The organism is Microbacterium sp. TPD7012, assembly GCF_003075395.1.
Lineage (GTDB): Bacteria > Actinomycetota > Actinomycetes > Actinomycetales > Microbacteriaceae > Microbacterium.
In genome coordinates this window covers 133,592-152,568 of record NZ_QDFV01000002.1, presented here as the reverse complement: position 1 = coordinate 152,568, position 18,977 = coordinate 133,592, and the positions used below count along the sequence as shown (strand labels likewise).

At 65.8% G+C, this 18,977-nt stretch carries 28 protein-coding genes; all 28 read right to left on the bottom strand.

What is annotated here, in order from left to right:
- Positions 1–12: 12 nt before the first annotated feature.
- Complete coding sequence (locus DC434_RS04770) at positions 13–735, bottom strand: hypothetical protein (protein ID WP_116634741.1); 723 nt, start codon at positions 733–735, stop codon at positions 13–15.
- 343 nt (positions 736–1,078) lie between these two features.
- Positions 1,079–1,744, bottom strand: a complete 666-nt coding sequence (locus DC434_RS04765) for an ankyrin repeat domain-containing protein (protein WP_116634160.1) — start codon at positions 1,742–1,744, stop codon at positions 1,079–1,081.
- A gap of 51 nt (positions 1,745–1,795) precedes the next feature.
- Positions 1,796–2,347, bottom strand: a complete 552-nt coding sequence (locus DC434_RS04760) for a GAD-like domain-containing protein (RefSeq protein ID WP_116634159.1) — start codon at positions 2,345–2,347, stop codon at positions 1,796–1,798.
- A gap of 10 nt (positions 2,348–2,357) precedes the next feature.
- Positions 2,358–2,999, bottom strand: a complete 642-nt coding sequence (locus DC434_RS04755) for a polymorphic toxin type 15 domain-containing protein (protein WP_243408810.1) — start codon at positions 2,997–2,999, stop codon at positions 2,358–2,360.
- On the bottom strand, positions 2,999–3,670 hold the full coding sequence (locus DC434_RS04750) for a hypothetical protein (protein ID WP_243408862.1): 672 nt from the start codon (positions 3,668–3,670) through the stop codon (positions 2,999–3,001). The genes DC434_RS04755 and DC434_RS04750 overlap by 1 nt, the downstream gene beginning before the upstream one ends.
- Positions 3,671–3,813: 143 nt before the next feature.
- Complete coding sequence (locus tag DC434_RS04745) at positions 3,814–4,377, bottom strand: T6SS immunity protein Tdi1 domain-containing protein (protein WP_116634157.1); 564 nt, start codon at positions 4,375–4,377, stop codon at positions 3,814–3,816.
- Entirely contained in the window at positions 4,374–4,793 is a 420-nt protein-coding gene (locus DC434_RS04740; protein ID WP_133192775.1) for a hypothetical protein, read from the bottom strand. Before DC434_RS04740 ends, DC434_RS04745 begins: the two co-directional genes overlap by 4 nt.
- Before the next feature lie 230 nt (positions 4,794–5,023).
- Positions 5,024–5,485: a hypothetical protein gene (locus DC434_RS04735; protein ID WP_116634155.1), complete on the bottom strand. Its 462-nt coding sequence runs from the start codon at positions 5,483–5,485 to the stop codon at positions 5,024–5,026.
- A gap of 26 nt (positions 5,486–5,511) precedes the next feature.
- The gene (locus DC434_RS04730; protein ID WP_116634154.1) at positions 5,512–6,420 is read right to left on the bottom strand and encodes a hypothetical protein; all 909 of its coding nucleotides are present in this window, start codon (positions 6,418–6,420) and stop codon (positions 5,512–5,514) included.
- Between the two features lie 39 nt (positions 6,421–6,459).
- Positions 6,460–7,044, bottom strand: coding sequence for a hypothetical protein (locus DC434_RS04725; protein ID WP_116634153.1), 585 nt, complete (start codon positions 7,042–7,044; stop codon positions 6,460–6,462).
- A gap of 7 nt (positions 7,045–7,051) precedes the next feature.
- The gene (locus tag DC434_RS04720; protein ID WP_116634152.1) at positions 7,052–7,657 is read right to left on the bottom strand and encodes a hypothetical protein; all 606 of its coding nucleotides are present in this window, start codon (positions 7,655–7,657) and stop codon (positions 7,052–7,054) included.
- Positions 7,657–8,328, bottom strand: coding sequence for a hypothetical protein (locus DC434_RS04715; protein ID WP_243408861.1), 672 nt, complete (start codon positions 8,326–8,328; stop codon positions 7,657–7,659). Before DC434_RS04715 ends, DC434_RS04720 begins: the two co-directional genes overlap by 1 nt.
- 114 nt (positions 8,329–8,442) lie before the next feature.
- Positions 8,443–9,084: a hypothetical protein gene (locus tag DC434_RS04710; protein ID WP_116634151.1), complete on the bottom strand. Its 642-nt coding sequence runs from the start codon at positions 9,082–9,084 to the stop codon at positions 8,443–8,445.
- Between the two features lie 3 nt (positions 9,085–9,087).
- The gene (locus DC434_RS04705) at positions 9,088–9,789 is read right to left on the bottom strand and encodes a hypothetical protein (RefSeq protein WP_116634150.1); all 702 of its coding nucleotides are present in this window, start codon (positions 9,787–9,789) and stop codon (positions 9,088–9,090) included.
- A gap of 97 nt (positions 9,790–9,886) precedes the next feature.
- Positions 9,887–10,765, bottom strand: a complete 879-nt coding sequence (locus DC434_RS04700; protein ID WP_243408809.1) for a hypothetical protein — start codon at positions 10,763–10,765, stop codon at positions 9,887–9,889.
- An 86-nt stretch (positions 10,766–10,851) separates the two neighbouring features.
- Positions 10,852–12,030 (bottom strand): hypothetical protein, encoded by a 1,179-nt coding sequence (locus DC434_RS04695; protein WP_116634149.1) that lies wholly within the window; start codon positions 12,028–12,030, stop codon positions 10,852–10,854.
- Between the two features lie 7 nt (positions 12,031–12,037).
- Positions 12,038–12,781, bottom strand: a complete 744-nt coding sequence (locus DC434_RS04690; RefSeq protein ID WP_116634148.1) for a hypothetical protein — start codon at positions 12,779–12,781, stop codon at positions 12,038–12,040.
- A gap of 13 nt (positions 12,782–12,794) precedes the next feature.
- A complete protein-coding gene (locus tag DC434_RS04685) occupies positions 12,795–13,079 on the bottom strand; it encodes a hypothetical protein (protein WP_116634147.1) in 285 nt (94 codons plus the stop codon).
- Positions 13,076–13,432 (bottom strand): hypothetical protein, encoded by a 357-nt coding sequence (locus tag DC434_RS04680; protein WP_116634146.1) that lies wholly within the window; start codon positions 13,430–13,432, stop codon positions 13,076–13,078. The genes DC434_RS04685 and DC434_RS04680 overlap by 4 nt, the downstream gene beginning before the upstream one ends.
- A gap of 3 nt (positions 13,433–13,435) precedes the next feature.
- On the bottom strand, positions 13,436–13,633 hold the full coding sequence (locus tag DC434_RS04675; RefSeq protein ID WP_116634145.1) for a hypothetical protein: 198 nt from the start codon (positions 13,631–13,633) through the stop codon (positions 13,436–13,438).
- A 97-nt stretch (positions 13,634–13,730) separates the two neighbouring features.
- Positions 13,731–14,180, bottom strand: coding sequence for a hypothetical protein (locus DC434_RS04670; protein ID WP_116634144.1), 450 nt, complete (start codon positions 14,178–14,180; stop codon positions 13,731–13,733).
- Positions 14,180–14,605 (bottom strand): hypothetical protein, encoded by a 426-nt coding sequence (locus DC434_RS04665; protein WP_116634143.1) that lies wholly within the window; start codon positions 14,603–14,605, stop codon positions 14,180–14,182. The genes DC434_RS04670 and DC434_RS04665 overlap by 1 nt, the downstream gene beginning before the upstream one ends.
- Before the next feature lie 193 nt (positions 14,606–14,798).
- The gene (locus DC434_RS04660; RefSeq protein WP_133192774.1) at positions 14,799–15,119 is read right to left on the bottom strand and encodes a hypothetical protein; all 321 of its coding nucleotides are present in this window, start codon (positions 15,117–15,119) and stop codon (positions 14,799–14,801) included.
- 35 nt (positions 15,120–15,154) lie between these two features.
- Positions 15,155–15,769 carry a hypothetical protein gene (locus DC434_RS04655; protein ID WP_116634141.1) on the bottom strand — a complete coding sequence of 205 codons (615 nt, stop codon included), beginning with the start codon at positions 15,767–15,769 and terminating at the stop codon, positions 15,155–15,157.
- Positions 15,769–16,440 carry a hypothetical protein gene (locus DC434_RS04650; protein WP_243408860.1) on the bottom strand — a complete coding sequence of 224 codons (672 nt, stop codon included), beginning with the start codon at positions 16,438–16,440 and terminating at the stop codon, positions 15,769–15,771. Before DC434_RS04650 ends, DC434_RS04655 begins: the two co-directional genes overlap by 1 nt.
- A 112-nt stretch (positions 16,441–16,552) precedes the next feature.
- Entirely contained in the window at positions 16,553–18,262 is a 1,710-nt protein-coding gene (locus DC434_RS04645; protein ID WP_116634139.1) for an ABC transporter substrate-binding protein, read from the bottom strand.
- Positions 18,263–18,272: 10 nt separating this feature from the next.
- Positions 18,273–18,497 carry a hypothetical protein gene (locus DC434_RS04640; RefSeq protein ID WP_116634138.1) on the bottom strand — a complete coding sequence of 75 codons (225 nt, stop codon included), beginning with the start codon at positions 18,495–18,497 and terminating at the stop codon, positions 18,273–18,275.
- Positions 18,498–18,617: 120 nt separating this feature from the next.
- Positions 18,618–18,911, bottom strand: a complete 294-nt coding sequence (locus DC434_RS04635; protein ID WP_279303202.1) for a WXG100 family type VII secretion target — start codon at positions 18,909–18,911, stop codon at positions 18,618–18,620.
- Positions 18,912–18,977 lie beyond the last annotated feature (66 nt).

Genomic DNA, 18,977 nt, shown 5'->3' with positions numbered 1-18,977 from the left:
CCACGGCGGGACTCAGTCGCCGTCGGAGTCGCTCTGGTTCCTCAGCGCCTCGTCGTCGAGCAGCGGCAAGTCTGCGCGCGTGACCACCTGCGATGTCACGGCGTACTCGACCAGGCGGGCACGACGGTTGGTCGCCAGCTTTCCGGCGCCGCCACGGAGACCCTGCACGCCCATGCGGTCGAGCTTGTCGCACACGTTGTCGAGCTTGCGGTTGAACTTGCTCATGGTCCAGCCGAGGCGCTTGGCGGCGTCGCTCGACGACGGCAGTTCGTTCATGCTCACGCCTTCGCGGCGCAGCATGGGCTCGGCGAGTGCGACGATGAGCTGCTTCTGCAGTGGCGTGAAGCTGGCCGGCATGACCGTGGTCTCGCCGCTCATCGACATCTCCACCTGACGCGAGACCTCGTAGGGGGCCTGCTCGGTGTGCAGGCTCAGCTCATAGGTGAAGGGCCCCGCGGTGAACACGATCACGCTGCGCTCGAAGACGAGCGGCATGCGGGCTCCGGGCGAGAGCCAGGACTGGACGGCACCGCCGGCACTGGAGATCGTGGCGGCGAGGCGCACACCCACGTTCGCGAGCCACCACAGCCCATCCCGGTTCTGCAGCTCCAGGAAATGGCGATGAAGATAGGGGTTGTCGTCGATCTCGAGGTCGCCCTCTCGGCCGATGATGAACGGCCGGTCGTGCGGCAGGTCGTGCCACTCCCCGGCGAACTCCAACCGCAGTGGCACGATCTGCTTCCCCTCGGCCACCTTCGTGCCCGCGCCGAGCTCCGTCGCATTCCGATCAGTCACGTGACTACCCCCCGGGGTACATCCTGCCACGCTCGGACTCGGGCGGTGGTAGAGGGCGACTGCCGGATTTCCAGGATCCGCTCGGTCAGGACGCGGGATCGGGCTGCGCCTCGCCGGCGAGGAGCTTCCCGACCAGGCGGTGCGCGTAGTACTGAGTGAGACTCATGTCGAGCTGGGACTCTTCGGCGACCTGCTTCGCACTGTCACGGCCCTCGGCGTAGCGACGAACATCGGTGATCTCGGCGTTGAGCGCTCGTCCGACGGCGGGAGGATGCGCGAAAGGTCAGGAGCGCTTCAGGAACCGCCCGACAGGCTCGGCTCCGTAGAACGCGTCGAGAGGATGCTCGAGATGCGGGTCGATCTTCGAGGGATCGGCCCCGCGGGCGTAGAGCGCACCGAAGACCCGATCGAGATCTGCGACGAGTTCGTCGTTCAGCGGCTTGGGGTCGACCCAGTCGGGCTCGTTGTGCCGGTGCTTGGGCAGGACCTGACGCGCTGTCACGACCGCACGGCCGAGCGCCGAGTTGCCGTACGAGTCGAGGGCGTGGACGTCGGCACCCTTCTCGAGCAGCAGCTCGAGCACCGCGAAGGCCTCGTCGGACTGATCCTTCGACTGCGCGAGGTGCCACTCCGGAGGATTGGCCGAACGGTCGCCGGGACGAAGCCAGCGCGACCGCATCACCGCGGCGACCACCGCATCATGCAGCACGGGTGCCGACCACCCGTTCGGGCTGTCTGTGTCGACGAAGTCCACGTCGGCCCCGTGCTCGACGAGCAACGAAGCGATCGCGAACTGCCCGGAGCGAACAGCGACCTGCAGCGGCGACTGCCCGCCGTACTTCTTCGGAGGAGCGGTCGCCGTCAGCGCGACGATACCGGAATCCCGTTCGAGCCGCTCGACGACCTTCTCGGTTTCTCCGTCGATGATCTCCTTGAACAGAGCCTGCATGTCAGCTTCCTTCAGGCAGGCGGACGCCCTGCCGCTCGATGGAGAACAGGCTCAGTGCCCGATGACACCCTGCAGGTCTACCGCGACCTGGATCGATGCGATGGTCTCCCTCTTATGCAGGTTCTCCACCTTCTCCTGACCGCCCAACGACAGCAAGGGCACGAAGATGAACGACTGGTCGTACGGAAGCTCACCGTGGGCCTCGACCGCCTTCGGGAAGATCTCTGCTCTCAGCCGGCTCAGGATCAGGCCGTCTTCGACGAGACGGAACACGCTGCGCACCCGCGAGCCGAGCCCGTACACGGTGCCGAGACGATACTGGATGGCGACGATGCCCAGGCTCGGCTCCCAGGTGATCAGGTCGCCGAGGCCGGTGACCATGATCGGGATCGCGATACCGTCGCCCTGCGTCTTGCCGATGCAGTCGCCCACCTCGGCCTCGTAGAGCTTCGGGTCGATGAGCCGCAGGAATCCGCCGCCGAACGTCCCGTACCCGTACTGCTCCCAGATCTCCACGAGCTCGTCCGGAACCCGCCCTCGGAACTCCTCGATGATCTCCGCCGGAACCGGCGCGTGCACCACAAAGTCAGCGATCTCAACCATGCTTCACAACCTATCGGAGGATGACGTTGATGTTCACGTCGTTGAGATCGACGCCCGGATTGGCGTTCACGTAGTCGATGATGGCCGTGTCGATGTCGCCCACGCGAGTCCTCCACTGCGACCCGAGCGAGGAGTTGATCCGGGTGTCTCCGACGCGGGAGATGTCTGTGACGTCTCCACCGGCGATTCCGTCGAGTCGATGCAGAGCAGCCTGGCCTTTGAGCCACTCCGCGGCGGCCTGCTGCGCCTGCTCGACGCTGAGTCCTTCATCACGCAGCTCGTCGTACTTGTCGTTGAGCGCCGCATCACGCGCAGCCTGCTGGGCGCGAAGCGAGTCGGACGTGCGGCCGTTGTCCAGGTATTCGATGCGGTTACGCAGCCAATCCGCGGCCGACATGTTCTGTAGAGTGTCCATCTGCTCGTTGTACTGGCTGTTGTACTCCGCCGAGTCGTGCTTCGGATTCCTCTTGAAGCGCTTGAGGCTCACGTCGATCGCGTTGTCGAACCGATCGTTGTCCCTGACTTGCCGGACCACACTGTCGAGGTGGTCGTTCATGTTGTCGGTGAGCTGGTGCAGCCTGTCCCTGGCGTGCACGCCACCTTTGAGAGCGGCCTGCTTCAACTCGCGGATGATTGGCTTGACCGCGCTCATCAGTCATCTCCTCCAAAGTCCAGCGCCGAGAACTCCGAGAAGAAGTTCGACGTCAGTGTCTGGATGTCCGCGCCGTGCACCTTCATGGTGGACTGCGCCTCTTCCAGTGCCTGCAGGTCGGTGTAGAACTCATCCGAGTCCCCGATGTTCCCCTCCACCATCGGCGCATCCAGGATCGCGTCGATCACGGCGGGAAGCTGCTCCGCCAGCGGCTCGATCGCCATCGGCGCCAACTGGTTGATCAGCTGCTCGACCGCGATGTCGACAGCGGCGTTGAGCAGCTTCTTCTTGATCAGCAGCATCGGTCCGGCGCCGGCCGCCGTGATCGGGTTCGTGAGCATCGCGACCAGGGTGATCAACGTCGACGACACATCGACGATCACCTTCATCTTCAACGCGAAGATCGCATCCGCACCCACATCCATCGCCGTCGCCGCCGGCGGCATGATGTCGATCAGCTTCTGCAGGTTCTGCGAACGATTGGCGTTCCAGGCGCTCATCGTGGCGGGCCCGGTCTGGCCCCGCATCGCTCCGGCGAGGTCGCCGTTGACCTTGCGATCGACGGCCTGGATCACATCCTCCAGATCCGACCCGAAATTCCGCACCAGGGTCGCCCCCTTACGAACCTCGTCCTCATCGATATCCGGCCACTCGAAACCCAGCTTCTCCATCACCCAGACAAGCTCATTCGGCAACATCATCCCCACAGCGACACCTCCTGCACAGACTGTACGTGGCAGTCACTCGCCCACACCATGGGTAGCACTCCCCCTGGGCGCGCGACGATGGATCGGACTCTTCCCTCAGGCGTGGCTCAGTGGCCGATGACGCCCTGGAATTCCACCATCACCTGGATCGCGGCGATCGTCTCCCGCTTCTTCAGGTTCTCCACCTTCTCCGGACCGCCCAGAGAACGCAGAGGCACGAAGGTGAACGACTGCTCGTAGGGCAGTTCGCCGTGGGCCTCGACCGCCCGGGCGAAGATGTCCCAGTTCAGCGTCCGCGACAGATAGAAGTCTCGCGCCCTGTTCAGCATGTCCAGGAAGTGGCTCAGTTCGCTGTTGAGTCCTGCAGCCCGACCGTCTCGATACCTGATCGCGATGAATCCGTTCAGACTCGGCTCCCACGTGATGAGGTCCGCGAGCCCCGTCACCATGATCGGGATCGCGATGCCGTCGCCCTGGGTCTTGCCGATGCAATCCGCCAACTCCGCCTCGTACACGGCGGGGTTGATCACACGCAGGAAGCCCGACGCGAACGATCCGTACCCGTAGGTCTCCCACAGTTCGATCACCTCGTCGGGAACACGGCCCCGAAAGGCCTCGACGACCTCGGGCTCGACCGTCCCATGGTGCACGAAATCTGAGATCTCGATCATGTTCTTCGCCCTTCGTCGAGCACCTCGTCCTCTTGCGGACCGCCGACGAAGGACGGGTCCAGTTCGCGGAAGACGAACGGCTCTGCGAGGGTGCCAGTCTCGTAATATTGCGTGAAGACCGCGGCCGCGTCGTCGGCGGAGAAGACTTCGTCGGCGAAGACCCTCACCGCCCGTTCGTCGTTGATCGGAATGAGGATCGTGGCTTCACCGGTTGCGGCACCTCGACCGACTGTATAAAGACGGCCCTTGCCGTCAGGGCCGGGCTTCCGGATCTCTAGCGTCATGGCCGAAGCAGAACCAGCCGCCTGCAGAAACGTGTCGCCGGTATCCTTCCGCGTCACGATGATGCTCTCCGGATTCGTCGCCCGCCAGATGCTGTAGGTGTACTTGCCTACGCCGTCCAGGTGGCCGAGCATGAGCCGGAGATGCTCGGGCACAGGGCGGCGTGCCCCGTCGAGCCAGCCCGTCTGCCCGCGAGGGGTGGTCTCGGCGTAGGGTCCGTACCGCGTCATGGTTCCTCCCGAACGATCACTCGTGTGACCAGAATGTCCTGATCCGGCGACTCGAAGCCCAGCTTCTCCGCCATGAGGTTACCCCCAGCCGGGACGGCGCAGCGCGATGGGTAGATCAACCCACCGTCATCGGGTCAGATGGAGTTCGCGGAGGTGTACGACTCGGGGACCTCGTCGGTCTGGAAGTAGACGTAGAAGACGTCGGCCGCCTCGTCGGCGGTGAACATCTCGTTCGGGTACACGGTCGTGCTGTGACGTCCGTCCTCCCAGTGGATCACCTCGGTCGGGGCTCCGGCTGGTCGATCGCCCGGCTTCCCGATCACGTATTGGTGCGCAGCGCCGTTCGCGTCCAGCACGCGCACCTCGACGGTCATGACCTGCGCGGTTCCCGCACTCTGCACGTACTCGTCGGACAGCGGGATGTCCTTCAGGAAGTCGGTGCCCGCGGGAGCGCGCCACAGGCTGTATGCCCAGAACGACGTGCCGTTCAGCCGGTTCAGGGCGAAGCGGATCGCGTCCGGATACGGACGCACGCTGTCGATGAGCGGGCCCCGACTGTATCCGTTGGACTCCACCACATGGGTGTGACGGCTCATGGATCTCCTGGTCCGGTGCTCGGGTCTCACGCCTCGGCGCCGGGCAGCACGACGGTGACGGCCGTGCTCAGTCCCGCATCGAAGTCGAAGCGCAGATAGCGGTCATCCACCAGGTAGAGATCCATCTGCTGACTCGTCTGTCGCGGGGTCCCGAAATGCGCCCCGATGGTGTCGCGGCTCGCCGGCAGGGCCAGTCCGGCGATCAAGAGCTCGGGGGTCGGGTAACCGGACTTGCCGTCCTCCGCTCGGAGCTTGATGAGCGCGCCCACCAGCACGTCCTGCCTGAACTGGAGCGTGACACCGGTTCTGGCCGAATCCTCGTACTGCCACATCGCACCGCCGCGCTCCTCGTCGTAGGACTCGGTCGCCGGACCGGCGAGCCCGATCACCGCCATGTGCGTCGGCGAGAACATCGAGTGGCCGACAGCGCGCATGAAGACGGCGAGGTCGCCATCGACGGTCTTCGCCCCCTCGACCTCATCGGCCGCGGCCTGCGGAGCGTCGCCGCCGACCACCTCCCGCATGACGACGAGCATCTTGAGCGCGTCCCCGTCGAAGTCGAACTGCACGAATCCGGGGTCTATCCGATACCGCACGAATGACTCCGTCGAGCGAAGCGGTGCGCCGAGCGCCTGCACGACATCGTCCGGTGACGCCTCGGGGGAGACCCCGCCGACGAGGCTCGCCCATCCGCCGTAGGTGCTCTGATCGGGTGTGTCGGTCGCGTAGACGAAGACCGTACTGAGCACGCCGTCCTTCAGCAGGAAGTCGACCCCGCGATCCGTCATGACGAGGTACTTCTCCTGCACGCCGCCTTCGTCGAACACCTCGACCTCGTGCGGGCCGTCGACGAACGCGAGAGCATGCTCCAGGCGCGGATCGCCTTCCCGCGCTCCGAGAGCGTTCAGGAAGGTGAAGACGTCACCCTGGAGCATCCGGTGTCTGGTCTCCTCGCGCGTCAGGGTTCCTACCGGTCACTTCTGAGTCTCGGGGTGGAAGAAGGCACCCCAGTCACCGAAGTCCGGGATTCTGGTCCAGTTGGCGGTCACGTCGACGTTGCGGAACTCGCGCGTCTCCACGTCCGCGGGCTCGCCGAAACCCCGTTTCGTGACCCGTTCTTCCTTGCCGTAACCGTCGGGGCCGAATGTCATCGACACGTTGCCCACGGACGCGTTCCTCAGATAGAAGCGCAACTCGTCCGGATAGGTGTACCACGTGATCGCGCTCAAGAAGACCCGGCTGTCATCGCCGTCGTAGTGCGCTGAATCGGACGGGGTGTAATAAGCGCGCCAGGTGTAGGCGACGTCGACGCTTCCCTGCGCGTTCAGCTTGTGCATCTCCACCCCATTGGCCCTCGGGCACATCTGCAGGTAGGCGTGCGGCCGCTGATCGTCGGACTGGAGCACCACTCCGAACCAGTCCTCGCGACGTGCGGCATCGAGGTCGTAGCGAGCGACGGCCTCATCCGTCGTCAACTCCTTGCTGAAGAGTCCCCATTGCTTCTTCGGGTGCTCCGGACCTGCTCCGACTTTGTCTGTGTAGATGTATCGCTCCGTCATGGTGATCCTAGTTATACACGTTTCCGAGGACGTCCCGTATCTGCACGGGCGGCTCCTTGCCATTGGCGTGGTCGATCACGGATTGCGGTATGGGGTCGGTCTGTACGGGTACCTCGAGAACGGGCTGCCCGCTAAGCACATCGGGGGAGCCCGCGATGGGGGTACCGGGTGGGTACTTGTTCAGCAACTCATCGATGTACGAGTTGGCCGTCTCGGGTCGTACGCTGTCGAGCTGAGTGTTCTTGCGCGACACGATCTCCTCACCCGGCAGATACGAGTCCAGGCGCTTACCGTTCCCCAAGGTGACCTCGTTCTGGGGATAACGATGGTGGTTCTGGTAGTTGAACTGGTCCCCCTCTGCCATGCGGCGACGCCAGAATGGAAGGTCGTCGCGGTCCAGACGTTCGTTCAACCAGTCAGGATTCCGGTCCCGCACGATCGGCGGGTTCCCCGGCGCGCCGTCGAACCGGTCCTGGCCCCGCACGCGGACGCCGACGTCATCGACGTGCTTGACGATGTTGTCGGCGAGCTGGTGCAGCTTGTCCTTCGCGTGGGCGAAACCCTTCAACACCGACTGCTTCACCTCACGGATGATCGGCTTGATCGCACTCATCAGTCATCACCCCCGAAGTCCAACGCCTCGAACTCCGCGAAGAAATTCGACGTCAACGACTGGATATCCGACCCATGCAGCTTCATCGTCGACTGCGCATCATCCAACGCCTGCAGATCCGCATAGAACTCATCCGAATCCCCGATGTTCCCCTCCACCATCGGCGCATCCAGGATCGCATCGATCACCGCCGGCAGCTTCTCCGCCATCGGCTCGATCAACATCGGCGCCAACTGATTCAACAACTGCTCCACCGCGATATCCACCGCCGCATTCAACAGCTTCTTCTTGATCAACAGCATCGGCCCCGCACCCGCCGCCGTGATCGGGTTCGTGAGCATCGCCACCAACGTGATCAACGTCGACGACACATCGACGATCACCTTCATCTTCAACGCGAAGATCGCATCCGCACCCACATCCATCGCCGTCGCCGCCGGCGGCATGATGTCGATCAGCTGCTGCAGATTCTGCGAACGGTTCGCGTTCCACGCAGACATCGTCGCCGGACCCGTCTGCCCCCGCAGCGCCCCACCCAGGTCCCCGTTCACCTGACGATCCACCGCCTGGATCACATCCTCCAGATCCGACCCGAAGTTCCGCACCAGGGTCGCCCCCTTACGAACCTCGTCCTCATCGATATCCGGCCACTCGAAACCCAGCTTCTCCATCACCCAGACAAGCTCATTCGGCAACATCATCCCCACAGCGACACCTCCTGCACAGACTGTACGTGGCAGTCACTCGTCCACACCATGGGTAGCGCTCCCCCGACCAGGGAAGGATCATCTCCCGTCGGGACGCTCGATCTCGACGCTCATGAAGCGCGAGCCGGGGATCGACGTGACCTCGAGGGTCGCCCCGTCGAGGGAACCCGGCGCCAGCCCGAACCGCGCCTCCAGCTCGCCGTTGCTCAGACCACGCAGGTCGCCTGCCTCGCTCGCAGGTGCGAGGAAGCGCATGTCTCCCTGCGCCGTCTCGCCGTACTTGTCGGGGCTGTCCTGACCGATCGCGTCCTCGTACAGCTCCTCCAGCAGCTGTTTCGGCGCTTTCTTCGGCACGCCCTTCACCTCGTCGAGCACCTCGCCGGGAAGCCCTCGGACGTCCTTGCCCAGCGAGGTTCCCAGATCGCGGGCGGCGTCGTAGTCGGGGTCCGCGTGCTTCGGCACGTACCCGAGCGTCTCGAGACCGCGCCGCACATCCTCCCGGATGTCGTAGTCCTTCGCATGCGACGTCGGCGGCTTGCCGTCTCCGCGATGCCGCGGCTCGTCGTCGACGTTCCGCCGATCCCACCCGCGGATGATGTCGGCATCCGCACGATGCTTGCCGCCGCGTTTGCGGAAGGCGCTCGAGAACCCCTGCTTGAACTCGTGCCCTGCACCGTCCACCGCGTCGACGAGGTCATGCATCAGCTTCTTCAAGGTCATGGGTCAGCTCCCCGAGATCTGCAGGTTGGCGATGTCGGCGAGCAGCCGATCGGTGAGGTCCTCCACATCGGCCGCGTGCGCGTCCATGTCAGATGCTGCCTGGTCGAGCGCATCGAGGTCGGCGAAGAACTCGTCGACGTCTCCGATCGTCCCCTCGACCACGGGCGCGTCCATGAGTGCCATGACCAACGTGGGGACCTGCTCGGCGAGGGGTTCGATCGCCAGCGGGAGCACCTCGTCGATGACCTTCTCGAGCGTGATCTCCATCGCCATCGAGAAAAGCTTCTTCCGCGCGATGATCAGCAGCGCAGCCCCGCCCGCCCCGAAGGGGCCGGCGGCGAGCAGCGGGATCAGTTGGGCGAGGGTGACCGTGACGTCGACGATCACCTTCACCTTCAGCGCGAGCACGATGTCGGCGGCGATGTCGATGCCCACGGCCGCAGGCCCCAGGATGTCGAGCAGCTGCTGCACGTTCTCGGAGCGGTTGCGGTTCCAGCCGGTCACGTGCGCCGTGCCTGCCTCGCCGCGCATCGCAGACGCCAGCTCGCCGTTGATCCGACGATCGGCGGTCTGCACGAGCGACTCCATGTCGTCGCGGTAGGCGCGCACGTAGACGGCGGCCTTGTGCACCTCGTCCTCATCGATGTCGGGCCATTCGAGGCCCAGCTTGTCCATCACCCAGATGAGCTCGTCCGGCAGCATCATTCCCACGGCGACCACCTCCGGCCCCGACGCTACCCAGGGGCGGATGCCGACGCGATGGGGAGATCAGCCCATCGCGCCTCAGCCCATCGGCCGCCCCTCAGGAGGTGCGGGGCGCCTCGCCCGGCACGAAGTACCGCAGCGGAGACAGGCCTGTGCGGACGATGGCATCGCCACCGGCCTCGAGGAACTGCGCCATCGTGGCCACGCTGAGTTGCGTGCCTTCGCCGGAGCTGTCCGCGATGATCACGTTGTCGACCACGGGAAGCAGCGACGCGACGCCCTTCGGCCACGCGGCGAACGTCGTCGTCACGCCCGTGTCGAGCACACGGATCTTCGGGTCGATGTAGCGCACGTCCGGACGCTGCAGAGCCGCCGTCTGGGCTTCGTACACGCGCACGCTGAACAGACGGAGCACGCGTTCGAACCGCATCTCGAGCGCCGGGAACCTCTCGCGCCACGGGAACGGCGCCCAGCCCTCGTCGGTGAGCGCGATCGGGTGCGCACTGACGAGGGGAGTGCCTGCGTCGTAGAGCTCCTCGGCGAGATCGAGCACGCGCACAGCGGCCGACTCATCGTCCGTCCCGACGATCGCGAAGCGATCGCGCGCGAGCCCGAAGACGACCGGCGCGCCCGCGATCCGGGCTCCTTCGAGCCGCGACGGATCGATCAGAACGGCGGATGCCGTCGCCTCGTCGTCGATGACGATGAGGCCTTCGGCGGCCTCCGGGAGGGCGCCTGCTGCGGCGACCGCCGACGCCACGACGTCGGGGAACGGCCGCGACCACCCTTCGGCCTCGCCCTCGGTGACCGCGGTGCGGTCTCCCGCCCGGTCGAGCCCCACGAAGAGCTCGCCGCCGGCGTACTGGACACGAGGGTGCGCATCCCCCGGCGCGGTGACCGCGAGGACCCCGAGCTCGTTCGCGCCGTAGACACGCGGGACGACGTTCACGTCCGCTCCCTCGAATGCCATCGACATGCGTTGCGGTCCTCTCCTCGGGTTCTCATCAGACTATCCGGCGCTGGTCACGTGCCGAGCCTGCCGCCGACCGGCTCACGCGTCGCTCACCAGGACGATGCCAGGGACACGACGTCCGCCCAGGACCAGGCGACGTCGATCGGCTCGTCGAGCGGTCGTTCCAGAGCGTCGGGCGATGCCACCCATCCGCTCGGCACGATGTGGAGCGCATGGGTGAGAGTGCCGGCATCCGGATCGCCCGAGACGACGAGAACAACCGCGAGACCCGGCTCCGGCCGCCAGACGCCCGCACGCGTCGCCCCGGCCACCGCGAGCTGCGATCGATACGAACGCTCCCCCGACGGCGGCGCGTCCGCGAGGTCCAGGCTCACCCGGCTCCCTGCGCGGTGCTCGAGGGCCCACCGGACGCTGTTCGACAGCTCCACCAGTTCGTCACGCACATCCGCCTGATACTCCAGGGCCGCGCCCTGCGCACCGAGCGGAATGATGGTCGCCGCCCCGCGCTGCAGCACCGGAACCCGAGATCCCATGACCCCGTCGGTGGCTCTGCCGCGATGCAGGATCCCGTCGACGACGTCCATGATCTGGCGGGCCGAGGCGAGCACGACGGCTCCTGTGCGCAGCGACGCCTCCCCGAACACGTCCTCGGTCGTGAGCGGTGCCGCGCCGCGGGCACGGCTGCGCGCGTAGAGCTCGGCGGCTTCCCGAGGGCCGAGACCCGCGAAAGCCGCAGCGTCGAGATCGTCGGAGTCCCGCAGGTCGAGAACAGTGTCGACAGTGGGGGCCGGCCGCTCGATCCGCGCTTCTGGAGCGGATCGGAAACCGGTCACCTGGTCGTCCTCGCTGCGCGGAGCGATGGTCTCGATCCGCATCGCCCCGCCGGGATACGCGTCCCACTCGACCTGATAAGCCGTCGGGCCCTGATCGCCGTCCTGTTCGAACCGCGCCTCGCCGCCAGCCATCCGCACCCGATCGCCGTCCTGCACCCAACGCTCGCTCCGCACGCGGCGACCGTCGGCGGCGTACTCGTTGACGACGTAGTCCCGACCGCGCCGGGCCGTGAGCGACCAGGGCACGACGTCTCCCGCGTCGTGCGCGGGGAGCAGGTGAATCTCCTCCCCGGTTGCCCATCGCATCTCGGCATCCTGGGCGCTGATCTGCGGCACCCCCGCTGTCCGGCCGAGCCGGTCATCGAACGGATGCAGCACGACCGTGCCGTCCGGAAGGCCCGCGTCAGCCGGGTTCTGCTTCTTGCGGAAGATCATGGCGCGGTCACCGCAACTCGTAGTTGCCGCCGAACGTTCCCGGCCAGGATGCCGGGCCGCCGCCGCCGTTGCGCGATCCGGTGGCGGTGTCCGGCATGGTGATCACGCCTTCGGGCACACCCGTCGGAAGATAGCCGCCGGGCAGCCAGTTCTCGTTCGCGCCGTTCTCGCGACCCGACGGAACGGTGAGTCCGTTGAGCTCATCCGGCGAGAAGTGGCGGATCTCGATCTGGAGCGGGTTGCCGTCCTCGTCGCGCAGCGATCCCCGATCGAAACCGAGCAGATCCTCGAGCTTGTCGGTGTCGTGACCCGCCTCGTTGAGAACCCGGTCGAGGTCTTCGGTCGGGAAGACGAAGGCATCGTGGTCGGCCTGCGCCGGCCCGTAGTTGTTGAGGGAGTCGGACACGTAGATGCGGCTCGCGCCGTTGTCGAACCGAGCGAGGTGCCGGTCGATGTAGTCCTTGCTCAGGTAGTCCTCGGGGTCAGGACGGTCGCTCTTGTGATCGTGGTCGAACCGTCCGCCGGGGGTGTAGTCGCCCGGCTGGGTCGACGAGTTCCGGTCCCATCCCCCGCGCAGCGCCCACGGCGCGTCCCTGCCCTCGAACTTGTCCTGGCCGCGCACCCGCTTCGCGACGTCGTCGACGTGGTTGAGCATGTTGTCGGTCAGCTGGTGCAGCTTGTCCTTCGAGTGGGCCATGCCCGAGAGGACCGCCTGCCTCACCTCGCGCATGATCGGCTTGATCGCGCTCATCGGTCGTTTCCCCTCATTTGACCTGATACGTGTAGTAGTTGCCGAGTTTCCTGATCGCGGCATCCGACAGCTCCGGATGCCTCTCACGCATCACGCGTTCGAGCTCGTCACCGATCTCGCTGAGGGACATGCCCGCCCAGTCGATCCGGGTGCTGATCGTCTCGTCCAGCATCGCACGTACCTGCTCACGGACCCCAGTCGAGCCGTATCGTGCCTCGAAAGCGGCCTCGTTCTTCCCCGGATAGTTCGTGAGGTGCACCACGATGGCTTCGCTCAGATCTGTGTTCTGGTCCGTCACGGCCGGGTTCCTCTCGCACCGTACGCGGCGTCGTAGGCCGCGAGATAGTCGCTCCCCAGCCGCAACCGCACGTACTCGTCGATGGCCTTCAGCGCTTCCCGAACCTGGTCCCGAGTGCCGCGGATCGACAGCCGCTGCCCGAGGATCTCGGACACCGATGCATCTCCGCCCAAGAGGATGCCGAATCCCCAGTTGCCGCTGCCGTAGTCATCGTATGAGCCGCGCACGGCGAAGGCGTCGTACAGGACGAAGGTCAGTTCGACATCCGACCTCTTGTACCGCTTCGTCGCAGCGGGGAGATGCGCGCGAACGAGGTCGAGCACATCGTCCACCGTCATGTCGTCATGCGGCATCTCTCACTCCTCCGTCGCAGCCGGGTTCGGGAAGTCGATACCCAGCGCCTGCTCGAGATCATCGAGGTCAGGAAGCTCGCGTCGTGCCTGGTCGCGGGAGATGACCCGGGGGTAGCTGAAGGCGCCGACCTCCCAGTAGGTGCCGCAGGAGCGGCAGCGACGCACCTCTGCCATGAATTCTTCGCTCTCGCCGATCGTCACGGCGCGCGCCTCCGGCGCGTATGTCGCCCAATACCCCGAACAGACCTCGCAGGCACCCGGGTACGTCGAGTCGACGTGCGCTGTCACGAGTCCACTCTCATGGTCGGCGTCTGTCGGTCTGGCCTGATCGGCGTAACGGCTCCATACGTTCTCGTTGCGCCGCCATCTGCTCGGCGAAGGTCACGATCTCGTCGAGCGCCGCGGCCGCGAAGGTCACCACCGGCTCCGGTTGCGCATCTTCCAGCGATTCCGGGTGCCTGTACACCATGAGGGCGCCCGCCTCGCCCTGCATTCCGCTGGGAAAGCAACGCACCGATGCGCCCTGGACCGCGACCCTCCACCCCAGAGGCTCATACTGTTCACGCGCTCTCTCGAAAGCCCAGAACGCGTCCGCGCCCAGGCCCGTGAACACGTGCTGATCGAACTCGACGGAGACCGCGTACTCCCTGCCGTTGGGGCGATCGAAGTCCTGCACTACGGCAACCGTCGCGGGGACAGAGACATTTCCCGCAGCAGCGATGATGCCGCCGTAGGTCAGATTCTTCATCAGTCCTCATCCGTTCGCGCCCGATGTCGAATCGCCTCGTACAGCCGCTCGGTCTCCGCCCGCTGCACGGCCACCGTGGTCACCGACGCGGGATCCACCGGCGCGAACGTGTCCACGAGATCCCCCACGCTCTCGGACGTCATCCGATACGCGCGCAGACCGCCGCCCTGATCACGAGCCATGCCGCTGGGCCAGACGTCGATCTGCGCACCCGCTACGCCGATCCGCCAGCCGAATGGCTCGAGCTCTTCCCGCACGAGACAGAGCGCCTCGAAGGCGTCGTCCGCGCGTGCTTCGGCCGTTCCGAATCCGGAACCGCGTACCTCCACGACCCAGGAGAAGGGCTCCTCGAACCGCCACGACACAGCGGCGTCTCGCACGATCCCTTCGCGCATCACCTGGATCCCGAGCGACCCTGCCGTCATGCTTTCAGGATATCTGCGGGGTTCCTTGTCCATATCCAGTTCGCTCAATTCCCGCCACTGTCGTGCGGACTCGGCGTCGATTCACTCAGTGCCGGCCTCGCTCTCCGCGGAGGCGCATGGGTCCTTTCACAGAGCGACTCTCCACGGCGCACAGGATTCCGTCACGATCGGGCTAGTCTTCGACGCGATGGCATCAGCTGCCGTAAGCAGCCTCGTGCGCGGCGAGATACTCGGGCCCGAGCCTCAGACGCGCGTACTCGTCGACGGCTTCGAGAGCCGATCGCACTTCGTCCCGAGTGCCGCGAATACCCAGGCGCCGCCCGAGAACAGTGGACACGACGGCGTCTCCGCCCAAAGCAATACTGAATCCCCAGTTGCCGCTGCCGTAGTCGTCGTACAATCCGCGGACACTGAACGCGTCGTAGATGACGAAGCCGAGTTCGACATCCGACTTCCTCACCAACTGATTCGCAGCGGGGCGTAGTTCGCCGACCAGGGCGAGGACGTCATCCACGGTCAGAACCTCGTGTGCCATTGTCATTCCTCAGGTCAGGGACGATACGCCTGCATCGTCGTCGGATCGAACACGTACCCGTTCCTCTGCAGGAAATCGAGTTCAAAGTACAGTGCGCTGCCTGGGAAGTCCTGCGGGTTGTGGGAGAATCCGATCGGTTTCCCTTCGGCCATCATACGTTCCAGGAAAGGAACGTTGAACGCATCGAACATGTCGTCGTCTGACAGGCCATTCGCATCCTTGATGCTGTCCCACTGGTCGCCGAGGCTGAAGTACGTGGCCGGGGGGTGCCGCCCCTCGGCCACATCGACGTAGCTCGAGGTGCCGGGGACGTAGTATTTGCCGAGGATCGCTTCGAGACCGTTCGGGTTGTGCACACTCTCGTCGAGGAGGTCGAGGTAGTCCTCATCGCTCATCCCCTCGGGCTTGCGGTTCCGGTTCGGCTGCCACGGGTGCGTCGAAGGACCGTTTCCGGAACCGCTGTTGCCGTTGGGGTTGTCGAACCGGTCCTGGCCGCGCACCTGCACGCCCACGTCATCGACGTGCTTGACGATGTTGTCGGCAACCCCATGCAGCTTGTCCTTCGCGTGGGCGAAGCCCTTCAACACCGACTGCTTCACCTCACGGATGATCGGCTTGATCGCACTCATCAGTCATCACCCCCGAAGTCCAACGCCTCGAACTCCGCGAAGAAATTCGACGTCAACGACTGGATATCCGACCCATGCAGCTTCATCGTCGACTGCGCATCATCCAACGCCTGCAGATCCGCATAGAACTCATCCGAATCCCCGATGTTCCCCTCCACCATCGGCGCATCCAGGATCGCGTCGATCACCGCCGGCAGCTTCTCCGCCATCGGCTCGATCAGCATCGGCGCCAACTGATTCAACAACTGCTCCACCGCGATATCCACCGCCGCGTTCAACAGCTTCTTCTTGATCAACAGCATCGGCCCCGCACCCGCCGCCGTGATCGGGTTCGTGAGCATCGCCACCAACGTGATCAACGTCGACGACACATCGACGATCACCTTCATCTTCAACGCGAAGATCGCATCCGCGCCGACATCCATCGCCGTCGCCGCCGGCGGCATGATGTCGATCAGCTGCTGCAGGTTCTGCGACCGGTTCGTGTTCCAAGCGGACATCGTCGCCGGACCCGTCTGCCCCCGCAGCGCCCCACCCAGGTCCCCGTTCACCTGACGGTCCACCGCCTGGATCACATCCTCCAGATCCGACCCGAAGTTCCGCACCAGGGTCGCCCCCTTACGAACCTCGTCCTCATCGATATCCGGCCACTCGAAACCCAGCTTCTCCATCACCCAGACAAGCTCATTCGGCAACATCATTCCCACAGCGACACCTCCACAGACGACCTTACGAGTCGCGACCGCACGGTCGCGATGGGGAGAACAACCCATGAGACCGCGATCACGGAACCACTTCCCACTGCGAGACGCCGTAGGTGAGGGGGGCCGCGACACCGGTGCGCGGGGCGATACCCGTCACCGAGCGATCGATGATCGTTGCCCGGGGGTTCATCGCGATGGGCAGCGCGACAGCGGCGCGGACGATCGTCGACTCGATCTGCGCGAGAAGATCTCTCGCCTCGTACACGTCGGTGGTCTGCGCGTACTGCGCGACCAGTGCATCGCGTTCCGGATCCGTGCTCCCGGTGATGGATGCCGAGCCGTGGCCGCCCCACTGGTCGAGGATCTGCTCAGGGGTCTGCGGCACCGGCACACGGGCGATCACGGCATCCCACGCGCCGGCCGCGAGCGCAGCCTCGAAGTCCGCGCTGCCGCAGTCGGCGATGCTCCAGCCCGCTTCCGCGGCGACTTCGCCCAGGGCGACGAAGGCCCCGGTCGCGAACTCGCTCCCGGTGTCGTACAACACGCACACAGACGATCCCGCGGCGATCCCGGCGCTCTCCCGCTCCAGGGCTGCGTCGTCGGCGGGCGTGCCGAGAGCAGCAGTGAACCCGGAGTCCTCGTTGACGATGTCGTAGGCACGCGAACCCGGTGCCGAGAGCATCGACGTGGTTCCCGTGTAGGCGGTCGCCCATACTCCCGAGCCGCGCTCCGTCAGCGCCGTCGCCGGTATCGCACGGAGGAACGCGGCCCGCGCCTGCGGCTCGGTGAAGATCCCGGTCGGGTCGAGCATCAGCGCCCAGAGGGTGCCGTCGTGCCGCGTGTCGACCGTGAAGTCCTCGCGCTCGAGCTGACGGATGATCTCGCGGTTGGCTGTGGTGGGGGCCACCTGTGCGACATTCAGTCGCTCGCCGACCTCGGCCTCGGGCAGGTCGCCGGCCGGAACGAGCTCGATGCGCGCGACCTTGGGCGTCACGAGACCCCGGTAGGAGGGATTCGGCACGAGCGCGACGCTCTGCCCGTCGCCGTCGTCACTGATGCTGTCGACCCGGAAGGGCCCGCTCGAGAGCAGCAGGTCCGCCGCGAGCTTCCCGTCCTTCCCGACCTCGAAGTCGTCGTTCCACACCGCCGCGATCTTCGCGAGGGCGTCGTCGTCGCCGTCCTGGATCGCGCGGATGACGGCCTGCTTCGCCTCCATGGGATCGTCGGTGCCGAACGCCCGGTGCCCGACGACGTGAGCGGGCACGGGTGCGGTGACGGCCTGCTGCCAGCCAATGATCGGCTGCGGGTAGGTCACCTCGATGGCACGGGCGAATTCATCGAGCGCGGGCACCGCCGTCTCGACGGGCTCCGCATCGGCCGAGGCGTCGTCGCCGTCGGCATCCTCTGCGTCGAAGTAGCCGGCCGCGCCCGCCCACCCCAGCAGCAGGTCGGCGGCGTCGAGGGGGATGTCGTCCGACCAGACCGGCTCGGCGAGGTCGTACCGCACGGTGAACGGATCGTCGGAGACGATCGTGACCGAGCCGAAGCCCTCGTCCGCCACGAACTCGCCGTCCACCAGGTCGCCGAAGTCACCGCGGATCGTCTCGGCGATGTCGACGTTGCCCGGTGCAGGAGATGCCGCCGCATTCGCCGAGGTGAACGCGCCCGTCCAGCCGACGGTGATCTGCGTGTCGGGCACGACCGTCTCCGGCAGTGCCGGCGTGCAGGCGGCCAGGCCCACCGCGAGCAGCACGGCGATCGGTGCCGCGACGCGGCGCACCCCCCTCATGAGCCGACCGTCACGCGAGGTCGGTGCCGTCTTCTTCTTCGACCAGCGCGCGGAACGGCTCGCTCTCCTCGCTCTCGAGCCAGGCGCGGGCATGCTCGAGCAGCATCGCCGGCGACTCCTCCGCCTCCTCCGGCGAGCCGAACGGCCCGATGACGTCCTCCGAGGGACGCTCGTCCGCGCGCACCACCGACTGCGAGGTCAGGTTGTACCAGTAGTAGCTCTGTGTTCCGGTCATCGCTCGTGTTCCCCTCGTCTTCCCGACTGATTCTATTCGGGGCGATCCGCACACGCCCCTGCACAGAGAGAGGTCGTGGGGTCGATCTTCCGATCAACCCCACGACCTCTGCGCGATGGTTCAGGCGCCGCCGGCCATGCTCGAGTCGGTGTCGCGGATCTGGTCCGCCATCCGGTCGAGGGCCTGGGCCATGTCGTTCACGGCCTCGGCTGCGTCGTCGAGCGACGTCGTGAGCTCCTCGTACGCCGTGGCGTAGGCGTCGGACGCGTTCTCGGTCTTGAAGCCGTCCTGCACGAGGTCGTCGATGACGCCCTGCAGCTCCTTGAGCGTGTCGGTCACAGAGCTGCGTCCGTCACGAAGTCGCGCCGCGGCGCTTTCCATCTCGCTGTACGTTGCGCCAAAATCATGGGCCATGAGAACCGCCTCCAGTATCTTCTCGTTCAGGCCGCTCGGCCTCTTACGTCGAGGTTAGCCAACGAT